The 24,602-nt window shown below is 43.5% G+C and carries 20 protein-coding genes, 1 tRNA gene and 1 pseudogene; 10 read left to right on the top strand and 12 right to left on the bottom strand.

The window, feature by feature from the left end; genetic code table 11:
- Positions 1–58: 58 nt before the first annotated feature.
- The 7 genes from PN466_RS04190 to PN466_RS04160 all read right to left on the bottom strand — a co-directional run bounded on the left by PN466_RS04190 (position 59) and on the right by PN466_RS04160 (position 6,089).
- Positions 59–508 carry a late competence development ComFB family protein gene (locus PN466_RS04190; protein ID WP_271937226.1) on the bottom strand — a complete coding sequence of 150 codons (450 nt, stop codon included), beginning with the start codon at positions 506–508 and terminating at the stop codon, positions 59–61.
- Positions 509–661: 153 nt separating this feature from the next.
- Positions 662–2,410 carry a 2-succinyl-5-enolpyruvyl-6-hydroxy-3-cyclohexene-1-carboxylic-acid synthase gene (menD, locus tag PN466_RS04185; RefSeq protein ID WP_271937225.1) on the bottom strand — a complete coding sequence of 583 codons (1,749 nt, stop codon included), beginning with the start codon at positions 2,408–2,410 and terminating at the stop codon, positions 662–664.
- A 502-nt stretch (positions 2,411–2,912) separates the two neighbouring features.
- Positions 2,913–3,530 carry a precorrin-8X methylmutase gene (locus tag PN466_RS04180; RefSeq protein WP_271937224.1) on the bottom strand — a complete coding sequence of 206 codons (618 nt, stop codon included), beginning with the start codon at positions 3,528–3,530 and terminating at the stop codon, positions 2,913–2,915.
- A gap of 122 nt (positions 3,531–3,652) precedes the next feature.
- Positions 3,653–4,456, bottom strand: coding sequence for a TPM domain-containing protein (locus PN466_RS04175; protein WP_271937222.1), 804 nt, complete (start codon positions 4,454–4,456; stop codon positions 3,653–3,655).
- A 156-nt stretch (positions 4,457–4,612) separates the two neighbouring features.
- Positions 4,613–5,119: a DUF948 domain-containing protein gene (locus PN466_RS04170; protein WP_271937220.1), complete on the bottom strand. Its 507-nt coding sequence runs from the start codon at positions 5,117–5,119 to the stop codon at positions 4,613–4,615.
- Positions 5,120–5,255: 136 nt separating this feature from the next.
- Entirely contained in the window at positions 5,256–5,672 is a 417-nt protein-coding gene (locus PN466_RS04165) for a YtxH domain-containing protein (protein WP_271937218.1), read from the bottom strand.
- Between the two features lie 111 nt (positions 5,673–5,783).
- Positions 5,784–6,089, bottom strand: a complete 306-nt coding sequence (locus PN466_RS04160) for a hypothetical protein (RefSeq protein ID WP_271937217.1) — start codon at positions 6,087–6,089, stop codon at positions 5,784–5,786.
- Between the two features lie 93 nt (positions 6,090–6,182).
- Here PN466_RS04160 and PN466_RS04155 point away from each other — a divergent pair, with 93 nt between their 5' ends.
- From PN466_RS04155 to PN466_RS04115, 9 genes and pseudogenes are all read left to right on the top strand, one after another.
- Positions 6,183–8,432, top strand: coding sequence for an S-layer homology domain-containing protein (locus PN466_RS04155; RefSeq protein ID WP_271937215.1), 2,250 nt, complete (start codon positions 6,183–6,185; stop codon positions 8,430–8,432).
- 681 nt (positions 8,433–9,113) lie between these two features.
- On the top strand, positions 9,114–10,022 hold the full coding sequence (thyD, locus tag PN466_RS04150; protein WP_271937213.1) for a thylakoid membrane protein ThyD: 909 nt from the start codon (positions 9,114–9,116) through the stop codon (positions 10,020–10,022).
- A gap of 130 nt (positions 10,023–10,152) precedes the next feature.
- Positions 10,153–13,383 carry an ATP-binding protein gene (locus tag PN466_RS04145; RefSeq protein ID WP_271937212.1) on the top strand — a complete coding sequence of 1,077 codons (3,231 nt, stop codon included), beginning with the start codon at positions 10,153–10,155 and terminating at the stop codon, positions 13,381–13,383.
- Positions 13,384–13,441: 58 nt separating this feature from the next.
- Entirely contained in the window at positions 13,442–15,079 is a 1,638-nt protein-coding gene (locus PN466_RS04140) for a HAMP domain-containing protein (RefSeq protein WP_271937211.1), read from the top strand.
- A 12-nt stretch (positions 15,080–15,091) separates the two neighbouring features.
- The gene (locus PN466_RS04135) at positions 15,092–16,369 is read left to right on the top strand and encodes an ATP-binding protein (RefSeq protein ID WP_271937209.1); all 1,278 of its coding nucleotides are present in this window, start codon (positions 15,092–15,094) and stop codon (positions 16,367–16,369) included.
- A 135-nt stretch (positions 16,370–16,504) separates the two neighbouring features.
- On the top strand, positions 16,505–16,999 hold the full coding sequence (locus PN466_RS04130) for a hypothetical protein (RefSeq protein ID WP_271937208.1): 495 nt from the start codon (positions 16,505–16,507) through the stop codon (positions 16,997–16,999).
- A 254-nt stretch (positions 17,000–17,253) separates the two neighbouring features.
- Positions 17,254–17,430: pseudogene (locus PN466_RS04125) on the top strand (IS701 family transposase); the annotation flags it as partial.
- A gap of 453 nt (positions 17,431–17,883) precedes the next feature.
- A complete protein-coding gene (locus PN466_RS04120) occupies positions 17,884–18,186 on the top strand; it encodes a hypothetical protein (RefSeq protein WP_271937206.1) in 303 nt (100 codons plus the stop codon).
- Between the two features lie 587 nt (positions 18,187–18,773).
- Positions 18,774–20,351 carry a hypothetical protein gene (locus PN466_RS04115; protein WP_271937204.1) on the top strand — a complete coding sequence of 526 codons (1,578 nt, stop codon included), beginning with the start codon at positions 18,774–18,776 and terminating at the stop codon, positions 20,349–20,351.
- A gap of 305 nt (positions 20,352–20,656) precedes the next feature.
- Here the strand turns inward: PN466_RS04115 and PN466_RS04110 are convergent, their stop codons facing one another.
- Positions 20,657–20,923 carry a hypothetical protein gene (locus tag PN466_RS04110; protein ID WP_271937202.1) on the bottom strand — a complete coding sequence of 89 codons (267 nt, stop codon included), beginning with the start codon at positions 20,921–20,923 and terminating at the stop codon, positions 20,657–20,659.
- A 1-nt stretch (position 20,924) separates the two neighbouring features.
- Entirely contained in the window at positions 20,925–21,224 is a 300-nt protein-coding gene (locus PN466_RS04105; protein WP_271937201.1) for a hypothetical protein, read from the bottom strand.
- Positions 21,225–21,645: 421 nt separating this feature from the next.
- On the opposite strand from PN466_RS04105, the gene PN466_RS04100 reads away from it, so the two are divergent.
- Positions 21,646–21,717 (top strand) — tRNA-Asn (locus PN466_RS04100).
- Positions 21,718–23,032: 1,315 nt separating this feature from the next.
- On the opposite strand, the gene PN466_RS04095 is transcribed toward PN466_RS04100, so the two are convergent.
- From PN466_RS04095 to PN466_RS04085, 3 genes are all read right to left on the bottom strand, one after another.
- The gene (locus PN466_RS04095; RefSeq protein WP_271937199.1) at positions 23,033–23,581 is read right to left on the bottom strand and encodes a hypothetical protein; all 549 of its coding nucleotides are present in this window, start codon (positions 23,579–23,581) and stop codon (positions 23,033–23,035) included.
- Positions 23,578–24,330 (bottom strand): hypothetical protein, encoded by a 753-nt coding sequence (locus PN466_RS04090; RefSeq protein ID WP_271937196.1) that lies wholly within the window; start codon positions 24,328–24,330, stop codon positions 23,578–23,580. Before PN466_RS04090 ends, PN466_RS04095 begins: the two co-directional genes overlap by 4 nt.
- Before the next feature lie 67 nt (positions 24,331–24,397).
- On the bottom strand, positions 24,398–24,602 hold a 205-nt coding region (locus tag PN466_RS04085), incomplete at its 5' end, for a hypothetical protein (protein WP_271937193.1).

The raw sequence follows: 24,602 nt of genomic DNA, 5'->3' as shown, positions 1-24,602 counted from the left end.
CGATCTCTCCATACCCTAATCTCGCTTTTGCACCTCTCCCCCATTTTTTTCTAACCCATTAGTGTTTCTGTTTCCGAGCCGCCTTATACAAAGCCTGACGCACGACAGGAACTAAGGTCTCCCAAGACAAATCAGGGCGATTTAAAACTAATCGTAACGCCTCCAATGCCCGTTGAGCCGCTTCCAAGCGATCGTCACTGATCCAAGAAAGGGGGGTAGAATTCCTAATCGGATCGCGTTGAACCGCCATAATACCTTGGCGCACAGCGAGGGTAATTTGCTCCTGTAACTGTTGGCGAGCATATTTTAATTGCCGCTTTTGGCCCTCTTCACTCGAAGCGTATAATGCAGGTAAACGATTGAGAGCATAAGTTGCCACCTCAACTGGCTCAATGTAGGGCTGCAAATTATGAGGAACTTTCTTGAGTTGTTCTTGAACCTCTTCAGTGACTAATAATTCGATCACATTATGATAAACCTTGGGAGATGAAGAATTCCGATTGAGCATAATCTTGTTGAAGGGAAGCTAATGGTTTAGACCCTGTATGCGTTCAGGTCTACTCTAGGAGCTGAAATTGGGTGGATCAATACTCTAAGTTTAAACTGCCTGTAGAGGAATAGAGCGATCGCAATATTTAAAAAACCCAGTTTTGAGTTTCCCCTAAGCTTGAAGGTGTAAATCTGTGAATATTTGCTTACGCCATTGAGCATCCAAATGGCGATCGCAAGCAATTTCCAAGACACGAATGCCCTGAGCTGGTAATCGGGATACATAATACTCAAACCCATCCCAAGTTTCAACTCGATGATGCTCAATCTCGTAAGTCTGGCATAAGTGGGCAAAGTTAATGGATTGAGGCGTACCAAAGAATTCTTCAAAGGGGGGATTATATTGGGAAATCGGTAAATTCTCAAAAATTCCGCCCCCATTGTTGTTCATGACAATAATCGTTAAATGACCTTGGAAATGGCGACGCACCAGGAAGCCATTGGTATCATGCAAGAGGGCTAAATCTCCTGTGAGTAAAACGCTGGGTTGCTGATGGCGATGGGCAATTCCTAAGGCAGTGGAGAGAATGCCATCAATGCCATTGGCTCCACGATTAAAATAGGGATGCCCTTTTAAGGAGTTGGGAGTCCAAAACCATTCCACATCTCGCACCGGCATACTGTTAGAAATGAAAATAGGAGTCTGTTCGGGCAGAATTTGAGAAAGTAACCAAGCGGCTTTGGGTTCAAATAAATCTTCAATATTGTCTAAGAGTCGATCTAAGTGCGATCGCCCCCAATGCTCTAAGGCACACCAGCGCTCTAAATAGGGGTTTGCTTCAGAGGGTTGCTCTGGCAGAAAATGGGATAATTGTTCAATAGAACAGCGCCAAAATTGAGTTTTGTTGTGCAGCGGATCGAGATTCTGATAGCTTGGATCGATAATCCACTGACGCGGATTACATCCCTTGAGCCATTTTCTTAATGCTTTACTGGTTGGGAAATCGCCAATTTGAATCACCACATCGGGGGCTAATTCTTGGGCAATTTCAGGATTGCGTAGTATCAGATCGTAGGTGGAGATAATATAAGGATTCAGATGGGCATAATTGCGAACGGGGGATAATCCTTCTGCCAGGACAGGAAAGTTGAGGGTTTTGGCTAAATGGGCGATCGCCTCTACATAAGCTTCTGGTTTGTGGGGGGCAGCGACTCCTGCAATAATGATGCCACGGGAAGAGCACAAAGAATTACACCAAGTTTTCACCACTTCTGGCATGATTTCGATACTCGATACCGAGGGAGAATGGGGATTTAAAAACCCAAAGAAGCTATCGCGATCGAATTGTTCTTCACGAATACCTAAATCCAGTTGCAGAGTAGGCGCTAAGGGTTCTCGAAAGGGAATATTAACATGGACGGGGCCAGGAATCGGACTTAAGGTACGTTCCCATCCATAGGCGATCGCCTGGCGCAGATAAGTTAAATGATCCACATGTGGTAAACACAATTCGGTTTGCCAAGTGGGATAATTTCCGTAGAGCTTCACTTGGTCAATGGTCTGCCCGGCATGGGTTTGACGCAATTCCGGAGGGCGATCGCTGGTGAACAACAGTAGAGGGACTCGACTTTCTGCTGCTTCAATGACAGCCGGATAAAAATTAGCTGCTGCTGTCCCCGAAGTACAGACTAAAGCTGTCGGTAATCCTGATTTTTTCCCCTGTCCCAAGGCAAAGAACGCTGCCGAACGCTCATCTAATATGGGTATTGCTTCGATCCCAGTTTGAGCAGCAAACGCAACCGTTAAGGGAGTTGAACGAGATCCCGGACAAATGATGACCGTAGTTAAGCCCAAACGCTCTAAGGTTTCCACCAAAATCGAAGCAGCGAGCATATTGAGATTACGGAAATCAATCGGCATGGTTGAGAAGCAACAAGAGTTAAATCTTCGTTATCATACCCTGCGATCGTGAAAGGCGTGCAAGTTACTTACAGCATAATGTGTTTGCTCAGGGACACCAGGGACTCCGCCGATGAGTTATTACACACTCTTTAAAGGATGACTACTTTTAATGTCCACCTGTCGGGTTCTTCGCATCCTGGTTCCCTGTCCACCCACTGCATGGCAGTGTTACTGTTCCTCTCGTACTGAAGTATGTAAGCTGTAAGAGTCAGGGCACGCCTTAACATTCCATTTTAGCTCTATTTTCAGTAGACATCTGCTAAAACTCTTAAAATCTCAGAGCATAATGTGGGTCTTGGCAACTTTTGTTAATCTGTACAGGTGGCGATCACTGTGAATCCTTCTTTTCAAATGTCAATAACAATGTTTAGATCTTGATAAAAAATCTTCAACTTAATAAATCTATACCCGCCCGACTCTACATTAACTTGGACGAGAACAAATCGCAAAATTAAAACAACTATACCTCTTGCCCGTAGGCTTGCCACGCCAAGTCTACTAGCCCATTCATAATTGCTGAAGCAACTACCGCGCTCCCTTTACGTCCCTCAATGCGAATATGGGGAACTTGAGAATCGTTTAAGCGGCCCTTCGTAACATCTGCTTCCACAAAACCTGCTGGTGCGCCCACAATTAAAGCGGGTTTAATCACTTCTGTTTCCACTAATTCCACTAAGGCAGCCAGAGCTGTGTGAGATTCACCAATTACAAATATCCCTTCTGGGTATCGTCTCGCTAAGGTTTCCACGCCCCAAGCCACTTGGGTTTTTTCCTTTTGGGGACGGGTGAGGGTCTCCATGCTGCAATAGACTGGATTGGCAAAAGTCTCCTGAATTAATTTGGCAATGCCCACTTGTACCATGGGAACATCAACCACAATTGTAGTGCGGGCAGCTAAAGCCGCTGCCCCAGATTGAAGAGATTGGTCAGAAAAGCGAATTAGGGACTTGTACTCAAAATCGGCAGTGGAGTAGATCACTCGACGGACAATTTCGTATTCTGCTGGTGAAAAAGGGTGAGAACCCACTTCACGGTCAATGATTCCTAAACTGAGAGCGTCTGTGATGTGCCATTCCATATTCGAGTAGCAAGCCAAGATTTAGGTGAGCTAGTGAGTATTCAGAGGGGTAGGGTAGAGTTTACCCTGAACTGACCACTGAATGCTTACGGTATTAGCTTACCAGTTTGGGCAACTCTGGTTTAGGTTTCTGAGATTTCGGATTGGTTAAAGCTGGGAGAGAGGTAGGCAACTAAGGCCCCTAGGGCAAATCCAATGATGTTGCGAACTAGGGGTAACCATTCACTGGTGCGAGAAACAACGGGGCCAATACCGAAGGCAATAAATAGAATGCCCCACAGGGGAGAGAAGATTAGGGCCCATTGCCAGGCAAAGATTTGCCCATTTTGGCGAGGAATGGCAGCAAAGCCAAAGATTACTCCACCAACGAGGGAGGTGATCAGGGTGAGAATCCATTGTTCTCTGGGAAGTCCAGGAACGACGTTGCATCCGCCTTGGACAAGGCAGGTTTTGATCGATTCGAGGGATTGAATGATGGATTGGTCGGAGCCGTTGTCGCGGACGAAGAATTGGTTACCGTAGCGGGTTTGGAGTTCAATCCAGAAGGTGCGGGGCAGCAGGCTATAGACATCGTCACCAACGCTGAAGTTGAGGATGTTTCCTCCTCTGGCATCGGCGATTAGGAGAACGCTTTTATCGTTGAGTCCCCAGAAGTCTTTGACGGCGCGGCCAGGGGTTTGATCGAATTGGGTTAAGACTCTCAGTTTCCAGCCGGTTTGTTGTTCAAATTGGGTGAGGTCGTCAGCTAGGTTGCTTTCTTGGGTGTCGGTGAGGTTGCGGCCTAGGTCAATGATAGGTGTGGGTAGGTCGGGTAAGAGTTCTGGGTTGTTGTAGGCATGGGCGGCTGGAGCGATCGCCCAAACCAAAAGCGCTAGAATTCCAGCTAAACAGGTTTGCCAATATGTTTTTTTATGTGTTTTTTTCATCCTTAACCCCTCGTGCAATGGTCAGTTGTGGGAATAGCCGAACGTTTTGTGAGATTATCTTAACAAATCTTTACATTTTTGACTAGATTTTTATCTTAGAAAGGAGTGGGGAGTGAGGGGACTAGGAGATAGGAAGATGAGAATAATTATTAATTGTTAATTGTCTTTGTCTGTGGGCATGAGAGGAGAGACTGATCGTCGGGGGAGTTTGCGTCGAGTGCTTCCGTAGTGTTGATTGTCTGTTACGGGAAGAGAGGGGCGATCTGAGTTAGCGATCGCATCTGTTTTACTAGAGCTTTTGGGTTGTTGAAATCGTTTCCAAGCCACTCTTAGGCCAGTGAATACACTTTTGGTCGTAACTTGTACCCCCTTAGCTTGTTCGCGGGCGGTCTCTATACTCTGATCAAGTTGTTTCGCGACTTGTGAAGCTCGTTGAACGCCCTGGGACACATCATCCGTCAGGTCACTAATTTCTATCCCGGTTAAGCGGATGGATTCTAAGGTTGGTGGGAGTTCCCGGCTCAGGGTATCAAACAATTTTTCCGCAGAACGGGCGGCTCTAGCTAATTCTTTAACTGTGGGAACTAGCACAACCAACACGGCGGTTAAGCTAACCGCGACCAAAAGAATAGATAATCCTAACCAAAATAGGGGGTCGATCACGAATAAAAAAAAGCAAAAGGGAATAGAGAATGAAAGAAAAAAAGCAAAAGGGAATAGGGGATAGGCAACAGGCAATGGAAGAACACCAGGTGTTACCCTTGGCGGTTGTTATACAACAACTTAAATCAATCTCAACCTATTGTAAATCCAGAGAATTATTATAAGTTGAGCCTTCTGAAGAATTAAACTCCTCAGTCAAAGACTGATCTGTATCGGGATCTACACTCTGTTCTTCACTGTGCAAAGGACGAGAAGCCATTGAGGGATTTTCTTGCTCGCGCAAACCCGCTTCGACTCCAGCAGCGATCGCCTCTCGCACTCGAGTCAGAGTATCCTCCCAGGTATCTTTAGTCGATGCCCCTAGGCGATCCGCTTGAAATTGAACGCTTGTAGAGATATCCTCCGCTAAATCGGGTAATGCCGCGACCGACTTTTTCAAAATCTTCCGAGTCTGTTGTCCGCTACGGGGAGCCATTAAAATTCCCGTCACAACTCCCACTGCTGTTCCCAACAACAAACCCCCAATAAACTGTCCTGATTGATTTTTAGACATATCCTTGCCAGTATCCTCATCAGACTACACCGCTTTCCACGAGCTATTACTGTGCATAACTTGGGATGCAAGCCCGAGTTATGCTCATTCTTACCCCATATCTTACCGAAACTAGCGCTGATGTCTAGAGCGTCTTCGCCAAACTCCTAGAACTAAACTTAAAATGGCTAACAGTTTTTCCACCTGCGCCCATTGTTGGGCAACCAGAGCATAACGTTGTCGTACCCACCGACTTCCCTGTTGTCCTCGGATAATTTGATTGGGGGCATGAAAGAGAACGCGATCGGTGCGCTTTTCTGCCATAACCAAAACATCCGCAATCCGCGCCAATCGCTTCCTCAGTCGCCCAATGCGCCAAGCCAACCACAGACAAAAAGCAGAAATCAGTAAATTGAAACAAATAACGGTAGTTACCATGTTGAATTTCAGTTTAGATGGTTCACATTCATCAACTGGCTTTAGGATTGCCATTCCCCAACCCTAAAGCGCGATCGCCCCTGTAGAATGGCCATGTTAACCCTAGATCATCCCTGGATAGGGTGGTCTGTATCCCTTAACTCTACTCTTTTACCTGACACCATGAGCATTCTGTATGTCAATCCCGCAACGGGCAATGATGGCAATTCTGGTGCATCGACTGCTGCTCCATTCAAAACCATTAGTCGCGCTCTGCAAAATGTACCCTCTGGCACCACGATTCAACTGGCTACGGGGACTTACAATACATCGAGTGGCGAAGTTTTTCCTCTGACTGTTCCTTCTGGCGTGACTATTGTTGGTAGTGAAAGCAATAAAGGGCAAGGAATGACGATTGATGGTGGCGGCAGTTATATTAGCCCCACATTTGCTGGACAAAATATTACCCTGAGACTCAATACCAATTCCCAATTACGAGGGGTGACGGTAACGAATCCCCTTAGCCGTGGGACTGCTGTGTGGATTGAATCAGCCGCTCCAGTTATTGCCAATAATACCTTTACTCGCTCTAAGCGCGAAGGTGTTTTTGCGACAGGGAGCGCGAACCCCTTAATTGAGGGTAATGTATTCCAATTGAATGATGCTAATGGCATTTCCATGGCAAAAAATTCTAAGGGAGAAATTCGCAGTAATGTCTGCGACCAAACGGGTTATGGAATTGCGGTCAGTGATGATGCAGCCCCCGTAATTATTAGTAATCGCCTCAGTAATAATCGGGCGGGGATTGTAGCATCTAATCGATCGCGTCCGGTTTTGCGGCAAAACGTGATTGAAAATAATAGTGAAGATGGTTTAACGGTGATTTCCCAATCCGTTCCTGATTTGGGTAGCGCTCAAGATCCTGGGGGTAATACCTTTCAGGGGAATGGGGGATATGATGTGCAAAATGCCACAACAACGACGTTGGTTTCTGCCGGAAATCAACTCAATCCCAATCGGGTGAAAGGGTTAATTGACTTTATTGCCAGTGAGGTGATTACACCGCCACCGACCCCAAGCCCGACCCCAACTCCTACCCCGACCCCGACTCCTACTCCTACTCCAACACCCGGGCCGACTCCAACACCCACCCCGACTCCTACACCCACCCCGACTCCTACACCCGTACAACTACGGGATGTGGCGGGACATTGGGCACAAGAGTTTATCGAAACGTTAGTCAGTAAAGGGGTGATTAGTGGATTCCCGGATGGTACATTCCGCCCCAATAATAATCTGACTCGAGCAGAGTATGCGGCTTTATTGGCGAAAGCATTTAATGTGCCCTTGAAACGACCAGCGATCGGGTTTTTGGATATTTCCAGTCGGTTTTGGGGGGCAGCAGCGATCGCCAAAACCTCCCAAATGGGCTTTTTATCGGGTTATCCGGATGGTACATTTCGGCCAAGCCGGAATTTAACCCGCACAGAAGCGATCGTAGCGTTAATTAGTGGCTTAGAGTTAACCGGTGGCGATAGTAGCGCTTTGTTCGTTTTCCGCGATCGCACCTCTATTCCCAATTATGCCATCACCAAAGTGACCACTGCGACGGTGAAAGGGATGATTGTCAATTATCCCGATCTGGGATTACTGAATCCTCGACGAGATATCACCCGTGCAGAAATGGCAGCTATTCTCTATCAGTCTTTAGTGGCGACTGGAGATGCCGATCCCATTAATTCTCGTTATATCGTTCCTGGAACAGCCAGTCCGTCCAATACCTCCGATGCCTTTGCCGATTTGGTCGGTCATTGGTCAGGGCCTTTTGTTACCGGGTTATTAGAGCAAGATTTAATTAGCGGATTTCAAGATGGTACATTCCGGCCCGATAGTTCCATTAATCGCGCTCAATATGCAGCTTTATTGGTGAAAGTGTTTAATCCCCAACCCAAACGCGATCGAGTCAATTTTAAGGATGTGCCAGCGGATTTTTGGGCTGCTGATGCCATTCAACAGGCCTATCGAGCGGGCTTTTTATCGGGAGTTTCTGCCGATACGTTTAATCCGAGCGCTAACATTAAGCGCTCGGATGTGTTGGTTTCTCTGGTGAATGGTTTAGATTTGGGAGTTGCTGACTCGAATATGTTGGGTATTTTTGAAGATCACGATCAGATTCCTAGCTATGCACAAGGGGCAATCTCCAGAGCCTTACAAAAGCTATTAGTGGTGAATTATCCCAATGTCAATCGCTTGCGACCCAATGATGAAGCAACCCGCGCTGAAACCGCAGCCATGATTTATCAAGCTTTGGTTGATGCTGGACAGATGAGCGCCATTACCTCTAGTCAGGTTGCCTCTGCTTAGGGAAAATAGGGAATAGGGAATAGGGAATAAGCTTCTCCGTGTCTCCGTATCTCCCCATCTCCCTATCCCCAGCTCACTGGCCCCATGATAAATAGGTTATGGGAGTAGAAGAAGAATTAGACTCTACTGCTGGCGGATCGATGGGCACAAGCCAGCAGAGTCCGGCGATCGCCGTTAATAAACATAAAATCGAAATTGGATGAATTTTAAGTGTAGAGTTCATAAGGTTGAGTCCCCTGCATTTGTAGATTTTTGATATCTCACTCCTCTCGTACAAACTGAAATTGACTGAAATTGATTCAGGAATTTAGATTGAATAATACCTATTTTAAGCGCTAGATGTACCTCTGTCTTCCGCTATTTTACGGTTTTCAACCTTTGCTCAACTTTGTCTCTTCTTTAAATTTAGTCCCAAACTTTTTGCCCGCCTTTCCAACTTATAGCGCTTCGCGCTAGGGAATAGGGAATAGGGAATAGGGAATAGGGTTGTCGTACATGGCTTTGAGGATTCAACACTGTACTCCATAACATCGTCAAGCGCTTTATCCCTAAATTGATCGCCTGAAAATCACTTAATTTTAGGGGTCTTTATTCTGCCTATGCCTTCAAGAATCGCGCGGATTGAACTACAATAACTAAACTGGAACATCATCAAATGTTATTAAGTGTACATTCAATCCCATGAAAATAGCAGTTACAGGGGCAACCGGATTTGTTGGTCGAGCCTTAGTACAACAGTTAATTGCCGAAAAAGAGCAAGTTTTAGTTGTGACTCGTAATCCGGATAAGGCAAAACGCATATGGCCCTCTGGGGTTGAAATCGTCGGTTATTCTGTGACCACAGGGGGAGAATGGCAGCATCAAATCTCTGGATGTAATGGAGTCGTTAATTTAGCCGGCGCACCCATTGCTGAAGAACGATGGACAGCAGAACGTAAGCAAATCTTGCGCGATAGTCGGATTCTGGGAACTGAAAAAATTATCGAAGCGATCGCTGCGGCTGACCCGAAACCTCAAGTATTGGTGAATACTTCAGCAATCGGATATTACGGAACGAGTGAAACCGCCGAGTTTGATGAAAGTTCCCCTGCTGGAGATGATTTTTTAGCACAATTGTGTGTGGAATGGGAACAGAGTGCCCAAGCGGTAAGTGAGTATGGAGTAAGGTCTGTCATCTTACGATTTGGGATTGTGATGGGAGATGGGGGGGCGATCGCCAAAATGATTCCCCCCTTTAAAATGTTTGCGGGGGGGCCCATTGGTAGCGGCCAACAGTGGTTCTCGTGGATACATATTGACGATCTGGTTAATTTAATCCTGTTTGCCCTGCGTCAACCGCAAATGCAAGGTACATTTAATGCCACTGCTCCCAACCCAGTCCGTATGAACGATCTGGCCTCAATCATGGGCAATATCCTGAATCGACCCAGTTGGTTACCTGTACCCAGTTTTGTTTTAGATGCTCTCTTGGGAGATGGGGCACAAGTAGTACTAGAAGGACAAAAGGTATTGCCGAAAAAAACCTTAGATTCTGGGTTTAAATTTCAACATCCAAATCCGAAAGAAGCTTTAAGAAAAGTTCTCCAATAGCTCTAGGACGAAATGATAAGATAATTACATCGATTGCAGATAGGAAGCTAGGTTATCTGTCTGTATATTGGTCGATATAGATTACCAGCTTACTCATCTGCATTGATAGCAAAATATCTAACCTTAGTTTATGATGTTCCCGTATAATCGCTGGTCTCAATTGCTGCAACGGCTGCCTTTACGAGCGGTGTTAATTTTGCCGTTTGTTCTGCAATTGGTAGTTACCGTTGGATTAGTGGGTTATTTATCCTATCAGAGTGCCCAAAAGAGTATCGATCATCTGGCTGAAGAATTAATGGAAGATCGAGCCTCTAAAGTTAAGCTCTATCTCTTAAGTGAACTCTCGACCTTATTCCAAATTAACCGAATCAATAGAGATGCTCTCAAGCACAATCAACTCGATCTCGATAACCTAGAAGAGATTGTGCAACACTTCTTGGTGCAATTAAACCAATTTCCCTCAGTCACCACCTTAATGTTAGGGTTACCCGAAGGACAGTTTCGTGTGGTTCACCGCAGCACGATTCAACCAGGAAGGGTGGAATTGGGATATTCTAACCCAGAGAAACTGAATGAATTTATTGTCGATTTTATTAGTGAGGAAGGCGATCGCCAAGAAAACCTAGAAGTATTGTATCCTTTCCCTGTACAGGAGCGACCGTGGTACAAAGCAGCACAGAGCGATCGCGCCCCCGGTTGGACAGAACCCTTTCAGATCGGAAAAGATCCCGTACTTGCCATTAATGCTTATGCCCCCTTCTACAGCGAAAACCAAGCACTCAGGGGTGTATTTTCCGTTAACTTAAGTTTAAAAGGCCTGCAACAATTTCTTCAATCTCTACCCATCTGTGAGGGGTGTCGGATGATCATCCTTGATCGCCAAGGAAATCTGATCGCCAGTTCCACCCCCGATCCCCCCTTTCAAGTCACCGTAGATACGACCGAATCAAAACCGACGCAAATCTTTAAGCGAGTCGCTCCCAGCCAGAGTAGCGATCCGATTGTAGCGGCTGTGGGAGCAGATTTGGAACAGCATAGTCCGATTCAGCCGGGACAGTCTATCTATCGTCACTTAACCCTCACCCCATCAGGAGAAAACCCACAAAAGTATATCGTTTACCTCGCAGAACTGACGATTTCAGAGCAAGAGAAAAATATTCAAGGTAATCTCTTTAGTCTCGAACTGCCCAAGGATTGGCAGTTTGGGATGATTGTGCCTGAAACTGAATTTATGGGCCAAATTCAAGCGAATATTAACCGAACTATTGCCCTATGTATCTTAGCTCTCGTTCTATCCGTTGGTTTCGGTTTAGTCACCGCCCATTGGATTATCTATCCTCTCGTTCGCTTACACAACAGTAGCCAACAAATTGCCTCCGGAAATCTAGAGACTCCTGTGATGATAACAGGTATTGGTGTAGTTCATCGCTTGACGGATAGCTTTAGTCAGATGCAGCAGCAACTGAAAACTTCTTTTCGTACTATTGCTGAAAAAGAACATGAACTTACCCTGATTATTAACAGCTTACCCTTGGGTGTGGTGGTCTTTAATCCCCAAGGAAAACTGATTTTAATTAATCCCAAAGGCGAAGAGATTTTACGAGGAAAGACTCCAGAGGCTTCCCTCGATCAGATCAACCAAGCCTACCAGGTTTATCAAGTAGGAACCTCAATGCTCTATCCTTTAGAGCAACTGCCTCTAGTGCTTGCCATTCAGGGAGAACAAGCCCACGCCGACGACCTAGAATTGAGAATCGATGGGGTGAGAGTTCCCCTAGAAGTCCACGCTGCTCCCATTCATAACCTAGAGGGAGAGGTGATCTATGCGATTAACCTCTTTCAAGATATCAGCGATCGCAAACAAGCCGAAGACCTGCTCAAACATTATAACCAAATCCTAGAACAACAAGTGAGCGATCGCACCAGAGAACTCCATCACACCAATAAAGAACTCGAAAACGCCAAACAAGCAGCCGAAAAAGCAAACCAAGCCAAAAGTGAATTCATTGCCAATATGAGTCACGAATTGCGTACCCCCCTCAACGCCATTCTTGGTTATCCTGCCCTCTTACAAAATAGCCCCCACCTCAGCAAAGAAGACCGCCACTATCTGCACCTGATTAACCAAAGTGGAACCTATTTACTCAGTCTGATTAATCAAATTCTCGATTTCTCCAAAATTGAAGCTGGACGTTTAACCTTAGACATGAGTTCTGTCAATCTTCATCACCTCATTGAAGAAATCCGTATTCTGTTTGACTTGAAAGCCACATCCAAAAACTTACACTTCTCTATTAATCTAGCCCCCGATGTTCCTGTAGTGATTCAAACGGATGGGATAAAATTAAAGCAAATTTTAGTGAATCTGCTCAATAATGCCATCAAATTCACTTCTATGGGGTTAGTGAGTTTGACCGTAAACAAAATCTCTGCTCAACAAATTCAATTCACCGTTACTGATACAGGCGTGGGAATTGCCCCTGAGGAACTCGAACACCTGTTTCAACCCTTTGTGCAAACAGAAAGTGGTCGTCATAGTCAAGAAGGAACAGGTTTAGGGTTAGCCCTCAGTCAAAAATTTGTACAGATGCTTGGCTCAACGTTAACAGTTGAAAGCGATCTCGGTAAGGGCGCTCAGTTTCAGTTTGAACTCAATCTTCAGGACATAGTCGATCTGCCAACGCCTGATTCCCTCTCCTCAACGCAGGTTATACAGTTAGCTGCCGATCAGTCTAAATTCCGGATTTTAGTCGCTGATGATCATCAAAGCAATCGACTTTTGTTAGTTTCTCTCCTAGAAGATTGGGGGTTTGAAGTACAGGAAGCTCTGGATGGAGAAGATGCAATAAACCGATGGAAAACTTGGCAACCTCATCTCATTTTTATGGATATTCGGATGCCCAATATGAACGGAGAACAAGCGACCAAGGTTATTAAAGAACAGGCACAAGATAATCCTCCTCTGATCGTTGCCATCACGGCTAGTGCCTTCGATCATCAGAGAGAAGCGGTCCTGGTTGCTGGCTGCGATCATATCATTGCTAAACCGTTCCTGCCTGTTGAGATTAGCAAAATTTTAGAACAGTATTTGGGCGTTCAATTCATTTATCAGGAACCACAAGAATTCATCCCATATCATCCAGATGTTTTAACCAAGCAAGATGTAGCCACCCTTTCGATCCAATGGCTGGAAAAGTTAGAATATGCAGTAATGATGGGGATGCCTGATGAGATGGATGAAGCAATCAACCAATTAGGAAATGAACAGCAGAAAATCGCTAACTATTTGCAAGAGTTAGTGGATAACTTTGATTTTCAAAAGATTCTGGATTGGGTTGAAGAAGCTAAAAGTTATTGCTAAAATAGTGGAGAATTAGTCCCTCTCGTTTCTTTTGTGATAAAACCATGAGTTTGCATCAATGAAATCACTGTTATCCAATTGGAAGAGACTCCTCAAATATCTGCCTTTACGAACCGTTTTAATTGTCCCTTTTGTCCTACAACTGGTAGGTACGGTGGGTTTGGTAGGCTACTTCTCCTATCAGAGTGGGAAAAAGAGCATTAATGATTTAGCGCAACACTTTATAGAGGAACGATCCGCAAGAGTCAAACTCTACTTAATTAGTGAATTTTCTAACCTCTTACAAATTAACCAAATTAATATCCAGGTCGTGCAACAAGGGCAACTGAATTTGGATAACCTAGAAGAAATTGATCGCCATCTGTTGGGACAACTCAAACTCTTTAAATCGTCAACGAGTGTGATGTTGGCCTTGCCCGACGGAACCTTTCGGGTTATGCACCGGAGTGGCTATATACCTGGACAAATTGAAAAGACTTACAGTTTGAGCAAAGAAGATAAACTCACCATTGATTTTGTGGATGAGGAGGGGAAATTCCAGGTACATTCGAGGGTGATTTCTCCTTTTATCGTTAAGGAGCGACCGTGGTACAAAGCAGCAGAGCGCGATCGCGCCCCGGGTTGGTCAGAACCCTTTCAAATTGGCAGAGAACCTTTATTAGCTATTAATACTTATGCTCTGTTCTACGATCAAAACCAACAACTTAAGGGTATTTTTTCAGTGAATTTGGATTTAAAACGTATCCAAATGTTTCTGCAATCCCTGAATCTGTGTGAAGGCTGTCGGATTGCGATTATTGATCGCCAAGGACAAATGGTTGCTAGTTCTACCGAAGATCCCCCATTTACATTAGCCTTTGACTCCCAAGGACAGGTTATTCCCAGAAGTTTTAAACAGATCCCTCCCAGGGGGAGTCAAGATCCGATTGTGGCTGCCACAGGACGTTACTTAGAAGAGGAACAACCCAAGATTGAAGTCAATTCTCCCGTGTATTTTCAATTAGCCATTCAAGAACAGACCGGTAAAACAGAACACTATAGTTTGTACTGTGAAGAACTAACTGTCTCCGAGAAAGATCTACACATTCAAGGTCACCCTTCTATTTCAGCATTTCCAGAAGGCTGGAAGCTGGCGATTTTAGTTCCCCAATCGGAGTTTATGAGCCAGATTCAAGCCAATGTCCGAGGCACAGTCGCCCTCTGTCTTCTGACTTTAATCACTTCGAGTCTCATCGGTGGTCTCATCGTTCAATGGATCTCTAAACCCCTAGTACGCCTAAAGAACAGTGCCCAAGCAATCGCTTCTGGTAATCTTAATACTCCTGTAACCATCAGTGGGATCGATATTGTTCACGACTTAAGCTGTACCTTTAGTCAGATGCAGGTACAACTGCAAACTTCTTTCCAAACCATTGCCGAGAAAGAACATGAACTTACCCTGATTATTTCCAGTTTGCCCCTGGGGGTTATGGTGTTCGATCCCCAGGGTAAACTGATTTTAGTAAGCCCCAAAGCCGAAGAACTCTTGAGAGGACATACTTCGGAGAGTATGCTCGATCAAATCAGCCAAGTCTACCCAGTGTATCAAGCAGGAACCTCAACACTCTACCGTTCAGACCAACTGCCTCTAGTCTGTGCTATCCAGGGAGAACAGGCCTACACTGATGCCTTGGAACTTCAGGTAGAAGATCAGTGAATTCCCCTAGAAGTGTACGCCACTCCTGTTCGCAATCTAGAGGGAGAAGTGATTTATGCCATTCATCTCTTTCAAGATATCAGCGATCGCAAAGAAGCCGAAGCTCTACTCAAAAACTACAATCAGACTCTCGAACAACAAGTCATTGAACATACCCAAGAACTGCATCAAACCAATATCGAACTCGCGAAAGCCAAAGATGCAGCCGAAATTGCCAATCAAGCCAAAAGCGAATTTATCGCTAATATGAGCCATGAACTGCGTACTCCCCTCAATGCCATTCTCGGTTATCCTACCCTATTGGAACAGAGTCTTCATCTGTGTGTAGAAGAGCGCCACTATGTGCATCTGATTAACCAGAGTGGAACCTATTTACTCAGTTTAATTAATCAAATTCTCGATTTCTCTAAAATTGAAGCGGGTCATTTAGCTCTTAACTTAAGCTGGATTAATCTTCGGTATTTACTCGAAGAGATCAATCAATCATTCCACTTGAAGACCGCTGCCAAGGGAATTACCTTAACAATTGACCTGGCCTCTGATGTCCCCGAGTTGATGCAAACTGACGGTGTAAAATTACGACAAATTTTAAGCAATCTGCTCAATAATGCCTTAAACTTCACATCCTTGGGGGAAGTCATGTTAGAAGTAAAACAGCTTGCCTATAAACACATACAATTCACGGTAACCGATACTGGTGAGGGAATTGCACCAGAAGAATTGAAACATCTCTTTCAACCCTTTGCACACACAGAAAATGCCCATCACACTCAAGAAGGAACCGGTTTAGGGCTAGCGATCAGTCAAAAGTTTGTGCAGATGCTCGGCTCTACCTTGAGGGTGAAAAGTGAGCTGGGTAAGGGCACTCAGTTTCAGTTTGAACTCAACATTGAAGAATCCCAGGAAGGGATAGATGCTCAAAATGACGACTTCAGGCGCGACCAACAGGCGATCGCCTTAGCTGACGATCAACCCACTGACCACAGTTTAGTTGTTGACGATCATTCAGCTAACGGACTCTTACTCGCTTCCTTCCTAAATACCGCCCAAGAAACCTCCCTATTTACACCTGATATATTGACTGAAAAAGACTTGAAAAAGCTCTCATTAATCTGGCTAGATGAATTTGAACAAACTGTCATTATCGGAATGCAGGATGAAATCTATAAATCTATTAAACAATTAAGTTATGAACAAGAAGAAATAGCCCAATATTTGCAACCTTTGGTGGAGAACTTTCAGTTTCAAGAGTTGCTCGATTGGATTGAAACCGCTAAAAAATTTTGCTAAACTGTTTGATCAGCAACGAGTCAAACTCGGTTTTGCCTATGACCTCTCCCTAGCTTACAGCCTTCACTTTTGACCATTCCCTATTACCAGCGCAAAGCGCTATAACTTCAGTTGAGTCAAAACAAGCGTATTTTAATGTGTACCCTAATGGCCCTAGCCTGTAGTGGCTTTGGTTTTGCTGTGGGTGGAAACTTGCAATTTCAATCTAAAATGCAAGCTTGCCAAGACCATTCTTGGGGATTTAGCAAAGTGTGTCAACTTTGGGCAGGGCCAAGTGCTTGGTTGCAAGGCAGTACTACAGGTGCGTGGGTAGGCCTGATTATAGGTGGCTTTGTCGCTGGGTTAGCAACTTCTAGAGAGCATCAAGAAGACCATCAGCAATTAACAGTAGAAGAAGAAGCAGAACTCAAGCGTGTTTTATCCTCCCTAGAGACAGCAATGACTGGAGTCCATCAGTTCAGCAGCAGAGAGCGGCTGATTCTTGCTTTAGGAATGCAATTGAGTCAAGGTATCTCCAAGGAAGGGCTGAAGCTACACACCGTCAAGCAATTGGTATCGAGTTTAGAAGAACGTAATCTCAATTCTGGGAAAGGGCTAATTTCAGGAGAGGATGACGACAAGCCAATCTGAGATTATGTATATTATCCAGGCACTCTCCCCGTATACCTCTTTGGTCAACACCTCAAGGGGTAAAAAGAGGGGGGGGAGGCGGCCATCAAGCGATCAATATGGGGGTAATTCAGGTGCAAGTAATAGCTTGGCAAGCTATTGATGGAGCGAGTTTCAGCTCAGGCACTAAATCAGGAAGAAGCGAGAAGGTTTGCGATCGTCATGAATGCAAGGAACGTCTCAGAAGCAACAGACATTGACTATTATATAATCAATACCATAAGTTAACGGGTGGGCTACGAAGACAATGGGCCAACCGACCATTAAACACATTTACAGAAGCTTTGTCGGCCTTTCCTACAACAATCTCTTTTCGTTTGTGTGGTTGCCTGGAGAAAAATCGGGACGTATTCACTGCTCACCAAGCGACTTTAGGTTGGGTTTGGCGCTAATATTTGTTTAAGTCCCGTTAGATGGCTGTTCATGAGAGCTAGCTCTTCGCTGTACCGATCAATACCTGAAGCCCATTGTGGGGAAAAAGAACGCTATTGCTCTAACAAGCCTTCAGAAGGGATGGAAAAACTCTAAAAGCTTTGCAGGGAATTGGTTTCACAGCCCTTCAGTTAGAGGTAACCCAGTCAATGCTGAATGGAAGGGTCATATTTTTTTATGACCCCAGAGCTAGAGAGAATGGAAGAGTTCTTCTTCGCTCTTGAATAGAAAACCTCCGATCGCTCCCTATCTTGTCTATGGAAACTTTCTATGGATTATCTCTTGCCTTGGGCGATCGCCCCGATTATGCTTTATTCATCAGTGAAAGAATATTAACGCCTTGAGAAAGTGTTAGCAGCACTCTCCCAAGACTTCCCCAACTGTAGACCAAGTACAATTGGAGCAAAATTATAATGGCACAGGTTTTAGTCCCCGTCTATATAGGCACAGTGTCTGACTCTGACGATGGGCAATACTACAAATATTTTGAAGAGTCTGAAGTACCTGGACTGAACCGGTTTAATATTGGCGATAAAGTCCGATTCTGTGATGACTTCGTATTAGTAAGCCACAAGAGTGAGGAACATTTTACGGCAGATGTAGAACATACTCACCTCATTGAACTGATAGACTACTGTCCTGATAAAAAGGAGTATTCTTATTGGGTAAAGATTGACCCAATGTTACGTCATTGTGGGGAAGCCTTTAGCTTTTGATATCACGATTCGGCTCGCCATGAAGATGATTGTTGCATGAAGATGAACTCACTCCAATTTGCGACGACCAGCCAGAAAAAAAGAGCAAATTAGAGTCTAGGAGATTATCAAAAGGGTGTATATAGTGTATACACCCTTAGCGGTTTAGCTTCGGCAGCCGCAATCTGTTAATAAGAGCAATCAGCGATTTTATCGAAGCAACCCTGTGGGGCATGGGGTGACAAAAAGTATATACTTTTCTATCACACCTTATGGTTCTCTACTCATCCATAGATAGTGCTTATGTGATGGTCATGTGATTGGGTTATTAGTGAAAGTCTATGGCAATGCTTCCATTAATAAGTTTTCTCTATTTTTATGAGCTATTTGCCCTGCACTGTTTTGGAGTGGTGTAGGATGATTTTAGGTAGAGTATAGCCTTCCAAGCTATTAATGAGAGTCCCTTTACCTATAAGACTCATATGATCAAGCGGGTAGGGGGAATCGAACCGCATTCCTGTTTGATGGCTAACGCCCTTCAAAGGCTAAAAGCCTGACCATGCATACATTCAACGCATTAAACCTTAGAAATGTGTTGGAAATGTGTTGTGGATAACTACATAAAACAGGCATGGCTTTTAGTGAATGAGTATTTTCACTCTAACTCCATTGACCCATCCAAGCAGGTAGACCACGAATTGGCGAGGACTTACCTCAAGGCTTCTCAGAGGAGTACCCCCAAGGGTATTCGGATTGTCAGTAGCGGTAACCGGTTGTATCTCCGGTTCAAGACAGCCACCAAACCAGCAACGGTTAATAACTCTTGCAATGAGAGCTTCACTCGTGATGGTTGCGTCAATGCTCTGGCTAAGGCTCTGTTTGTGGCTCACAAACTCAATGAATGTGAGACAGAAAGTGAGTTTTGGGTATGGTACGAGACACAAATAAAGGGCACTGTTTCCCTTGAAAATGACATCATAACCATTGAAAATGCCATTGAAATTGTAAAAAACAATTACCTTGGTGGCTATGATAAATGTGGCAGAGAGAGGAGTGAGGATAAAACCAGAATAAATACTTTAGCTAATTATCACTCTACTTATGGAAAGCACTTCAAAAAACTCAATCCAAAACTTAAGCTTACTGGAAAGAATATAATTTCTGAACTTATTCGCAATTGGTCTCAATTATTTTCTATTTCTGGTAATCAAACCCTTTGTTCTAAGGGGTTCAAGAATGCCTATACAGGAGTCACAAAACTTCTTAGGGATACAAAACTATTTTTAGAATTAGAACAGGTAACTAATCATTTTGGAGTCTTGAAAATAGTTAAAAAAACCAAAATGCAATCCATTGACCTTGAGACCTTTTTAGACTTTAGAGCTAGAGTTTTAGGGCTTAATGGTTATGAATTAACTGCAAACCAATGGAATAATATAAGTTCTCGCAAATCTTGGATGAAAGCAATTTGCATTAATTTACTCTATGGTTTTCGTGCTTCCGAATTCAAGGCTATCCTTAATCTTGATGAACCTGTAACCATTGATGGCTATGTATTTAAGGCGCTCCATGACCCAGGTAATCATGAGAATATTTTGGTAATTGATGAAGGGTTTTGGGTCACTGATACTAGTGGTCAAAAACATTGGATTACAACCAAAACAGGCAAGCGAATTGCACGTCCTATGGTACATCCTGATTATCCTAATTTGGTTGAATTACTAGAGATCAAAGATAGTGCCACAAAGATGCCTCACTGCACTCCAAGAGCATCAAGTAACGACCAATCAAAGAAAAGTATTTATAGCCGTACTATGGCAAAAATGCTTATTAGCTACATTGACCAAGTAGGAATAGGCTTTACCCAAACTCACGCCTTACGTCATCTGGCTAACCATCACGGCAAACTTGCTGGTTTGACTCGCGATCAACGCGCTCTATCATTGGGGCACTCCCAAACCATGAACGATCGCTATGACAAGCACCAAACGACTAGGAACCAAGTTAATCTCCTGATGGCTGATATCTCCGAGAAATCAGAGAACCAACAGCTTAAAGAAAAACTTACTCAAGCCTATTCCAAGATTGACTCTCTTGAAGAAACCATCCTTTTTCTGAAGAGAGAAAATGCCAGACTCAATGAACTTCTTGGTGGCAATGACGATCTACCTAGGATTGGTCAATAGCCTTGATAAAACTCTGCAATCTGTATTTAAGTCTAAAATTAAGTCTAAAGTTTAGACTTAATTCCAAGGGGTAGGAGAGAGACACCAGTCAAAGTTCAGCATATCCAACCTCACCACCCTGGGACTTCACCCTAATCACTTCGCTCCATCCGTCAAGGGTTCCCTCCTGCGTCGGCACTTCGTGCCCTTGACTCCTTTCGCTAGAAGCGATTATTGCTCCGTTAACGGGTGGTTCGGCAGGGGGAATGTTTATAAAAAAGACGGCTACCGCCACCACCTTGCCAACTTCACTTTTAATCAAACCCTTAGTTTACATAATCGATATCAGGGACAGAAAAAAGCTTCTCTCCAGATGCCCAAGCTGTTACCAATTCGGAAAATAGTTTCCGAGCCTCCTCTTCTGAATTGTAACGAGCGATTTCTTCTTCATGAATCTTTTCTCCCTTCTTAAAAAAGTAGACTACAACCCTATAATCCACTTCACCTGTTGCAAGATTATATCCATGCCGTCGAACCTCAAGTTTACAATTCTTTGACAACCGAATCGCGTAATCTTTTGTCTGGACAATCATTTTACTTCTCTCTCTCTTGAAGGAAAGGATTCTTAATTGCTGTCACCTCTCCAATACTATTAATAGTAAATCGCTTATAAGACCTTTCAAGTTTAATAGCAGGATGATTGGGTAGTAAAGGATTGGGACGCACAGTTACCTCATGTTGATAACTTAAGGTGACAGTCCAGTTATTCCATATATCTCTAAACTCAAGCTCTTCTAACCTAATATCCTCTATCTCTCTTCCTTCCCACAAAGCAAGTTTATTAAGACGATTTCTGGCAACATTAATTGCTTCTTCTAATTTTAACTTCATCATATTATTCAACCACTAGGATTATCTTCTGCTTTTATTATATAGTGACAAATTACCAAGAAGTGGCTAGAATAGATTCGGTAGCGAAATATAATTAGGAAGCACACACAACCCCTAGAACCATGACCCCTATTGGGGTCTTTCTATTTAAGTCTAAATTTAAGTCTAAAATTTAGACTTAATTACGAGAAGAGGGTAAGTATCCTACCTACTTGAGGCTATCGAACATTCCCCCATTTCTTTGTGATTGGAGATGCAAGAAAACAAACCGCAAAACTCTAACCCCTCATCAAAAAAGAGACCTCCAACTGAGGCTCCTTCTGTAGATATCTTTATGGAAGATCCACCCAAAGATTCTTCTTCAGAGACACTGATTGTAATCGCTCAACCCATTGATGACAATTTATAGAAAAAGATAGTACTTTCCCCAGTAGCTCAGTGGTAGAGCGATCGACTGTTAACCGATAGGTCACTGGTTCGATTCCAGTCTGGGGAGTTTTAATAATACAACAATGCCATGTCTACAACAAGAACTATTGTTGAATACAAACACTATAGAATAGTCATCTATCCTATTGGAAGAAAATTTAGTTTTCATATGTACAGCAGTTGTAGCAATAAATTTTGTCTACAAGCTAAAAACAGTGAGGCTAGGGATTCTGTGAAATCCGCTAAAAACGTAGCAATCTCCTTGATTAAACAATTTGAAGAAAGAGGCATATGGGATGACAAGGAGAACAGGTATTTCAGGGAAGGATAAAATTCTATTGCACTTGAACTCTATTTCTTTAATTATAATCATCAAATAAATTATTATAAACCAATAAATAAAAAGTATAACAGATAATATAATCAAAATAATAGGGATAATGTCATTCACAGTGATAGTGAAAATAATTTTATTTATCGCTAGAATAATAGCGTTATTAACGAAAAGACACCTTAACCGTTAATATAATATTTTTATTAATTTAATTGATAATAGCGATAGCGTTTCTCTTCACACACAATCCCCCTGAAACAACCCTGGCAACTCTAGCGAAAGCCTTGCAAGTGAAGGCTGTCAGGGGCACAAAGTGCCGACGCAGGAGGGAACCCTTGACTGACTGAGCGCAAGGCTTAAGCTTAATCTCCCAGGGTTGTCTTAGTGATTGTTTCGATCTCACTTACTCACTTAACTTTAATAGTTGTAAAAAATAGTATTAATAAAGTAATTATTATAGAGACTTTGATAAACATGGGTTTATCAAAGATTAATTATATTATATATACCATCCCTACCCCACCGCCACCCACAGTTTAATATATATATAGTAATATGTCAATAGAGTGATGGAAAAATTAATTTTATGTGGCTGTCTTCCCTTGCGATCGGTAATTGAGTATTCTTGTTGACTCCAGGACAAGACAATCGGTTCATTCAGTTAGCCAAGGCATGTTGCGCTCTTCTTACGCTTTGGGAAGGATCTAAGGGGAAGGGATGGTTGGACTGTTCTGTGGCGTTACAGCCCAAATTTGAGGCTTTGCAGACTCTGTTAGATTTTATGTCCCAAGCTGAGGGTTCATGAGAATTACCAGAGGCGATCGCTAAATCGTTACGAGAGAATCAATATTAGAGGGTGACAAAAATGTTTCGGGGAAGTCCTAGGTCAGCTAAAGCCTTGCAGGGACTTGGTTTCAGCCAAAATATTCAAAAAGTGCTGGGTGAGTAAATGAGACCTTCTATCCCTCCTCTACCCCACCCCTGGATTTTAGACTTAAATTAAGTCTAAATTTTAGACTTAAATTTAGAGTGAGGGGTAAGGAGCCTACTATTTCATTAGAGCTAAGGCTGCAATGGCTAGGCTGATCAGTCCCCCTAGTAGATCTCCAACTTTAATTAGAGTGTCAATTCTAGTTTTTATTTCTGTCTCAAATATCCCAAACTGTCCTGACAGCTCGTTTACTTTATTTAATAATTTTTGATTGTCAGTACCTAAAGAATTTATTTTACTTTGATTTCCTTGTACTAGACCTCTTATATAACTTTTGTTTTCATTTACTTCTTTAAGGATGTCTCGCTTAAATACGTTGACTATATTGGAAAGGCTTTCAAGGTTGTGATGAAGTCTCCTTTCCACTCCTTCTGCTTGCTGCACTTCAGTTATTGCAACAGGCAACTGCTTCATCAGTGATTCTAGGATCGCTTTAAGCAACGTCATTTCTTCTTTGTCATCCATCAGTCCTTCCTCCCTTTGTAATTTTTGAAATAGTAATTTTGCTTTCTTATATTCTCCTGTTAAGAGTTTGAGGTTTTGATATTGGATCGGGGTATACCACCGTATGAAGTGCATTACCCCCGTTCCTGGTCTTTGTGTCATTTGTTATCCGTGTCCGTGTTTGAATTTTTCTTAATTACAATTTTGGGACGTTCGGGGTAAGTACGTCCAAAGGGTTCCTTCTCTTGACGTGACGAAATTCTCCTGTCTTCTTTGAAACTGGGATCGTCGCCTACATATCCCTCTTCCGCATATTCTACCCATTTTTCCAGGTTGTTTAGACGTTCCGGGTCTTTATCGTTAGTGTCCGCTTCATCTCCTTTAACTTTCTTGCCCTGTTTTTTTAGCAATTCACGAGTGGCACTAGCCCCTCTATTGGCTTTGGTGTCAAAATCTTTGAGGTATTTGTCAATATTTTCCTCAATGTTTTTGTAATCGAGAGAGACGGTGTGCGCATGTTGAATTATTGAGGACATTTTTCGCAGAAGCAATAAAGATGAAGCTAAGTCTGGTTTAGACCGGTCAACTTCCTTCGTCTTGATGGGAATGTCTGAAATCTCTAGAAATTTCTCGAATTCCTTGTCTTTCTCGTCACCGATGATGTTGTCCCAAGCGCTTATGCTTAGTGCCCCAGGAATACCTAGTTCGTCAGCAATACCAGGAATATTGAAATTAGCTCTAAGGAGATGCATTTTCTCCTTATATGCCATTCCCAGCCATTCAATAATTGCGTCCAAACTTTTTCGGGCGATCGCCCCTTCTTGACGAGCCAAGTGAGCTTCTAAGATGGCTCGTTTGCCCAGTTCTTTCATGGTTGCTTCGTCATCTTGCAAATTAAAAGCCAGCTTCATTTGCTCTTCACAGTAATCCTGGAAATTGAAGAGCTTCACGCTTGTGGGGATGGGTTCTCCCGATTTTCTAGCGGCTTGCTGAAACAGCCTTTTTGTGTACCATGTTTCCGACGACAATCTTGGCGGTTTCATCAGCCGAACATTTATCACGCCAGTTTTTACTCTTGGCACGACGTTCGTCGGCATCTGAAACGGCAAGGTTGGAAACGCTTCGATTGATGTTGCATAAACCTCGGACACCGTGTCCGCTATCAAACGTGGTTTTCTTTAGG

The sequence above is a fragment of the Roseofilum reptotaenium CS-1145 genome (assembly GCF_028330985.1).
Lineage (GTDB): Bacteria > Cyanobacteriota > Cyanobacteriia > Cyanobacteriales > Desertifilaceae > Roseofilum > Roseofilum reptotaenium.
This window is presented reverse-complemented; position numbering and strand designations above follow the sequence as displayed.

Excerpts from the sequence above, each read along its gene's own strand:
- PN466_RS04190 (WP_271937226.1), bottom strand. The coding sequence starts at position 508 with ATGCTCAATCGGAATTCTTCATCTCCCAAGGTTTATCATAATGTGATC.
- menD (WP_271937225.1), bottom strand. The coding sequence starts at position 2,410 with ATGCCGATTGATTTCCGTAATCTCAATATGCTCGCTGCTTCGATTTTG.
- PN466_RS04180 (WP_271937224.1), bottom strand. The coding sequence starts at position 3,530 with ATGGAATGGCACATCACAGACGCTCTCAGTTTAGGAATCATTGACCGT.
- PN466_RS04175 (WP_271937222.1), bottom strand. The coding sequence starts at position 4,456 with ATGAAAAAAACACATAAAAAAACATATTGGCAAACCTGTTTAGCTGGA.
- PN466_RS04165 (WP_271937218.1), bottom strand. The coding sequence starts at position 5,672 with ATGTCTAAAAATCAATCAGGACAGTTTATTGGGGGTTTGTTGTTGGGA.
- PN466_RS04160 (WP_271937217.1), bottom strand. The coding sequence starts at position 6,089 with ATGGTAACTACCGTTATTTGTTTCAATTTACTGATTTCTGCTTTTTGT.
- PN466_RS04155 (WP_271937215.1), top strand. The coding sequence starts at position 6,183 with ATGTTAACCCTAGATCATCCCTGGATAGGGTGGTCTGTATCCCTTAAC.
- thyD (WP_271937213.1), top strand. The coding sequence starts at position 9,114 with ATGAAAATAGCAGTTACAGGGGCAACCGGATTTGTTGGTCGAGCCTTA.
- PN466_RS04145 (WP_271937212.1), top strand. The coding sequence starts at position 10,153 with ATGATGTTCCCGTATAATCGCTGGTCTCAATTGCTGCAACGGCTGCCT.
- PN466_RS04140 (WP_271937211.1), top strand. The coding sequence starts at position 13,442 with ATGAAATCACTGTTATCCAATTGGAAGAGACTCCTCAAATATCTGCCT.
- PN466_RS04130 (WP_271937208.1), top strand. The coding sequence starts at position 16,505 with ATGTGTACCCTAATGGCCCTAGCCTGTAGTGGCTTTGGTTTTGCTGTG.
- PN466_RS04120 (WP_271937206.1), top strand. The coding sequence starts at position 17,884 with ATGGCACAGGTTTTAGTCCCCGTCTATATAGGCACAGTGTCTGACTCT.
- PN466_RS04110 (WP_271937202.1), bottom strand. The coding sequence starts at position 20,923 with ATGATTGTCCAGACAAAAGATTACGCGATTCGGTTGTCAAAGAATTGT.
- PN466_RS04105 (WP_271937201.1), bottom strand. The coding sequence starts at position 21,224 with ATGATGAAGTTAAAATTAGAAGAAGCAATTAATGTTGCCAGAAATCGT.
- PN466_RS04095 (WP_271937199.1), bottom strand. The coding sequence starts at position 23,581 with ATGACACAAAGACCAGGAACGGGGGTAATGCACTTCATACGGTGGTAT.
- PN466_RS04090 (WP_271937196.1), bottom strand. The coding sequence starts at position 24,330 with ATGAAGCTGGCTTTTAATTTGCAAGATGACGAAGCAACCATGAAAGAA.